This window comes from Corallococcus aberystwythensis, from assembly GCF_003612165.1.
GTDB classification, from domain to species: Bacteria; Myxococcota; Myxococcia; order Myxococcales; family Myxococcaceae; genus Corallococcus; species Corallococcus aberystwythensis.
Map to the genome: position 1 here is coordinate 1 of NZ_RAWK01000451.1, position 4,368 is coordinate 4,368.

Here is a 4,368-nt window from a genome sequence, read left to right on the forward strand (position 1 = left end):
GGGAAGGGTGGGGTGACGGCGGCGCAGCTGCGGCGGATCATGCCGAACCTGTCGCAAGCGAAGGCGGAGCAGTACCTGCCGCACCTGAACAAGGCGATGGCGGAGGCGAAGATCAACACGCCCCGGCGTCAGGAGATGTTCCTCGCGCAGCTGGCGCACGAGAGCGGCGAGCTGCGCTACATGGAGGAGATTGCGTCCGGCGCGGCGTACGAGGGCCGCAAGGACCTGGGCAACACGCAGCCGGGCGACGGCAAGCGCTACAAGGGCCGGGGCCCCATCCAGCTGACGGGCCGCGCGAACTACCGTGCGGCGGGCAAGGCGCTGGGCATCGACCTGGAAGGGCACCCGGAGCGAGCGAAGGATCCGGACGTCGCGTTCCGCATCGCGGGTTGGTACTGGGGCTCGCGCAACCTGAACAGCTACGCGGACGCGGGCAACTTCCGCGAAGTCACCCGCCGCATCAACGGCGGCTACAACGGCCTCGCGAGCCGCGAGATGTACTACCGCCGCGCGCAGGACGTGCTGGGCTGAGCCCGTCTGGGACGTGGGACCCGGGTCCCACGCCCGGGCACAGCGATGCCAGAGGGTGCCTGTGATTCCGGGCACCTGACCGTGGCGCACCGGGTGCACAGCGGACCGGCTCCTCCTTCCTCGGAGCGAGCCTGATGTCCCGAATCGATGCGCCCGGTAGCAGCCCCCTGTCCCCTGAACCCACGCTTCCTGAACCCGATGCACCCGCGCCGGAGCTTCGCGTGGGCACGACCGCGTCCCGCAGGACCTCCGTCAGTGAGAGCAGTGTCTCCGCGCCTTCGCGCAACGAGCTGCGGCCCTATGACGGCCCTGCTGTCGCCCCGTCCTCGCCTCGAACCTCCACGCATGCGGAAGGCCCCGCCGTGTCCGCGCGCGAGCTCGTGGCCATGGGCGGCCGGCTGCGTTCCCCTTCCGCTCCCGTCCCCGAGGACGTCTATGCCTCGGTCCGCTCGCACCTGACTCGAAGCCTGTCGAATCCCTTCCTCACCGGCAGCGATGTGCAGGCCACGCATGATGCGCTCGGCTCCGTGCCTCGTGATGCGTACCGCGCCACGCTGGAGCGCATGGACCGTGACGGCCTGCTCACCACGTACGTGTCCCGGATGGATGCGCCTTCGCGTCAGGCCTTCCTCGAACAGGCCGCGTCGAACGGCGTCCTCTCCCGGCGCTCAGGCGATGTCGCGGGACCGCTCGGCATGCCCGGACGGCCGGAGACCTTCGTCAATGATCCGAAGCTGCCCGCGGCCCTGCGCGACACAGTGAATGCCCACGCCACCGACACGGGCCGTGCCGCCGTCGTCTCCTACGACGCATATCTGCAACGCTATGGCGAAGCCGTGGCCCAGGCCGGCAGCCTCCAGGCCCTTCGCGCGCTCGGGCCTCCGCAAGCGCTGGACCTGCGTGAGACGTCGCTCGGCCTCTCCTGGTCCGACCCCCAGCGCGAACGCTTCGAGGCCGAATGGAAGGCCGGCCTGGGGCGTCCTCAACGCTCGCTCGTCCAGGCCTACGAAACCGTCACCGCCCGCGCACAGGTCCTCTCCGGAGAACGACCGGCCGGTGTCTTCGTCTCCGCCGAAGCCAGCGCGTCCCACGAGATGCTCGCCTTCAAGAGCGAAGCCCATGCCTCCGCTCGCGGCACCACTGAGGTCCAGACGCAGGCGGGCATCGCCACCAAGGCCGGACCCCTGGGCCTGGAGGTGATGACGGGCGCGCACGGCAAGACGGAGGCCCAGCTCCAGTTGGACCTGGGCATCGCCAGCGTCAGCCGCGACTCGGAGGGCAAGGTGGAGCTGTCCCTGGGCGCGGGCTCGCATGCCCGTGCCCACGCGGCCCTCAACCCTCGCACCGCGGAGTTCGGCGGCGGCATCGCCTTCGGACTCTCCGACAAGTCCGGCCAGAGCCACGCCGGTCTCAAGCTGGGCTACGGCCTGCGCGGCCTCACCCCCGAGCGCGCCGCCCAGGCCGTCCGGAGTGACGTTCCCGGCCTCTTCAGCCGCCCGAAGGACCTGGACCCCGGCGTCGCCTGGGATGCCCTGCCCGCGGAGCGCCGGGCCCTCTACGAACGGCAGGGCTGGACGCGCGAGGAGTGGGCCCGGGACGCGCGGCGCTAACCTACCTCACGTTCGCGGGCAACAGCTTCTCCACCACCACCACGTCGTGCCACACCCCGTCCAGCGGGGCGTGCTTCTCATGCACGCCCACCTCCCGGAACCCCAGCCGTCCCAGCAGCGCGCGGCTGCGCACATTGGTGGCGAAGACGCGCGAGGTGAGCTTGTGGAAGCCCGCTGCCTCCGCTTCACGGATCAGCGCCTGCATCAGGTGCCGGCCCACGTCGCGGCCCCGGGCCTCTGGCGCCACGTAGATGCTGAAGTCCGCGATGCCCGCGTAGCACTCGCGTGGGCTGTACGCGCTGGTGGAGGCGTACGCGATGACGTGCCCGTGCTCCTCCGCCACCAGCACTGGATGGCGCTTGCCCAGCCACCCGTCGATGTCCTCCGCCGTGCGCGGGCGCGTTTCGAACGTGGAGGCACGCTCGGCGAGGGCCGCGTTGTAGATGGCCGCGATGGCGGCCCGGTCCTCGCGCGTGGCGGCCCGGAGGGTGGGCAGCGCGGTCATGGCGTGGGCCGGGACGCGGGCGGCGCCGGCGCCTCGTCCGGCGCGGACTCCGGGCGCAGGGCAATGGCGGTCCACAGCGTGACGTGCCACGGAACGAGGGCCAGGGCCCCGGTCCCGATGGCGGCAGTCCCCGCGAGGGCCACCAGGATCCAGCCCACCGCCGCCACCCACAGCACCACCGAGCCGGCGACCTGCATGTCCCGCGACCGTGACTGGTGGCCCACCAGCGCGCACAGGGTGGCGAGCCAGAGGATCAGGCCGGTGCCAAGCGTCACCTCGTTCGCGGGCAGGTCGACGTACTCGAGGGCGAGCCGGCCCAGCGCCAGCGCTCCCGACTGGTACAGCAGGGCCACCACCGCCAGGAAGATGTCGCCCCCGCTCAGCCCCGGCTTCCTCCCGGGGGGCTTCGTCTCCAGCAGCTCGGGCGGCAGCTCCATCGCGTACGGATAGCCCAGGGAGATCAACGCCTCCCTCGCGGCGTGCCGCACCTTCATCCCACCCGAGCCCTTGTAGTCCCCCACCGCGTTGTTCCGTTCCAGCAACCCCAGCAGCAGATCCGCCCGCTCGCGCAGTGGCTCGTCCGGCGCGGGGGCCCGGCCCAGGGCCGCGATGAGCGCGTCGATGTCCGCGCGCACCATCCCCGGCGAGCGCACCTCCTCCAGCAGGGACGTCAGCGGCGGGAACGCCTCCGCCGCGATGGGCACGGGATGGATGTCGGAGGCGGCGTCGACGGCGGGCGGCGGCGCGGAACGGAGGGCTTCCTGGGACATGCGGACTCCTCAAGGACAGTCATCCTCCGGCGAAAGCCCGCGAGCAAGGGGGCCCCCGTCGTCCCTGCCGCCCGCGAGAAGACAGTGTCAGCCAAGGAGAGGCCACCCGGGGGCAAGGGGGGTGGTGCCGCCGTCCGGAGGACAAGGGAGCAGCCGCCCGAAGGAGGCCACCTCCCGTTCGCGTGCGCACCCTTTCCACGCACACCCCTGACTTCTCTTTTTCGACGAGCGAGGACACCCGATGGCGATGGAACGAGCGCAACGGTTCGTGGACGCACTGCTGAAACTGGAGGAGCACGGCGACATCGAGCCGATGGTCGCCCTCTTCACCGACGACGCGCAGGTGAGCAACGTCGCTTCGCCCAGCGTCTTCTCCGGCGTCGACGGCGCCCGCCGCTTCTGGACCGAGTACAAGGGCACCCTGGGCCAGGTGAAGTCCACCTTCCGCAACATGATCGAGTCCGGCGACCGCGTGGCCCTGGAGTGGGAGACGCAAGGCACCGCGCACAACGGGGCCGCCGTCGCCTACGAGGGCGTCTCCATCATCGAGTGGGATGGCGACCGCGTGCGCCGCTTCTTCGCCTACTTCGACCCGCACGCCCTGGGGCAGGAGCTCGCGAACGGCACCGCGCCCCGCTCGGAGGTTCCTTCGACGACGCCCGCCTGACGCGAGCGCGACTTCCGGCGGCCCCCGGGGTTCTTATGGCTGCGGCCATCCAGGGGCATGCCGGCATCGCAAGGTCCACCCGGACCGGGTGTGCACTTCCGTGCACCCAAACCGCGAGCCGGGGTAGCCTGGGAAGGCATGGCCCCCCCTTGTTCGACGGGCCGCGTTGTCCCCCCGGGAACCCCATGATGACCCGCGTCATTTCCCCCCTCCTGGCCGTCCTGCTCCTGGCGGCCTCTCCCGCCGGCGCGGCGCTCGGCTCCTGCGTGGCGGACACCGGCGGCA

At 71.4% G+C, this 4,368-nt stretch carries 5 protein-coding genes; 3 read left to right on the top strand and 2 right to left on the bottom strand.

All coding sequences use genetic code 11. The features are described from left to right. Nucleotides 1–531: glycoside hydrolase family 19 protein (locus D7W81_RS40065; protein ID WP_279637941.1), on the top strand; the 531-nt coding region annotated here is incomplete at its 5' end. Nucleotides 532–665: 134 nt separating this feature from the next. Continuing rightward, on the top strand, nucleotides 666–2,141 hold the full coding sequence (locus D7W81_RS40070; RefSeq protein ID WP_147445803.1) for a hypothetical protein: 1,476 nt from the start codon (nucleotides 666–668) through the stop codon (nucleotides 2,139–2,141). Nucleotide 2,142: 1 nt separating this feature from the next. Here the strand turns inward: D7W81_RS40070 and D7W81_RS40075 are convergent, their stop codons facing one another. Both D7W81_RS40075 and D7W81_RS40080 read right to left on the bottom strand, forming a co-directional pair. Beyond that, nucleotides 2,143–2,646 carry an arsinothricin resistance N-acetyltransferase ArsN1 family A gene (locus tag D7W81_RS40075; protein WP_120560586.1) on the bottom strand — a complete coding sequence of 168 codons (504 nt, stop codon included), beginning with the start codon at nucleotides 2,644–2,646 and terminating at the stop codon, nucleotides 2,143–2,145. Next, a complete protein-coding gene (locus D7W81_RS40080) occupies nucleotides 2,643–3,416 on the bottom strand; it encodes a hypothetical protein (protein ID WP_120560587.1) in 774 nt (257 codons plus the stop codon). Before D7W81_RS40080 ends, D7W81_RS40075 begins: the two co-directional genes overlap by 4 nt. Before the next feature lie 241 nt (nucleotides 3,417–3,657). Between D7W81_RS40080 and D7W81_RS40085 the strand changes: the two genes are divergently transcribed. Next, entirely contained in the window at nucleotides 3,658–4,083 is a 426-nt protein-coding gene (locus D7W81_RS40085; RefSeq protein ID WP_120560588.1) for a nuclear transport factor 2 family protein, read from the top strand. Nucleotides 4,084–4,368 lie beyond the last annotated feature (285 nt).

Coding starts and splice junctions, on each gene's coding strand:
- D7W81_RS40075 (WP_120560586.1), bottom strand. CDS start 2,646: ATGACCGCGCTGCCCACCCTCCGGGCCGCCACGCGCGAGGACCGGGCC.
- D7W81_RS40070 (WP_147445803.1), top strand. CDS start 666: ATGTCCCGAATCGATGCGCCCGGTAGCAGCCCCCTGTCCCCTGAACCC.
- D7W81_RS40085 (WP_120560588.1), top strand. CDS start 3,658: ATGGCGATGGAACGAGCGCAACGGTTCGTGGACGCACTGCTGAAACTG.
- D7W81_RS40080 (WP_120560587.1), bottom strand. CDS start 3,416: ATGTCCCAGGAAGCCCTCCGTTCCGCGCCGCCGCCCGCCGTCGACGCC.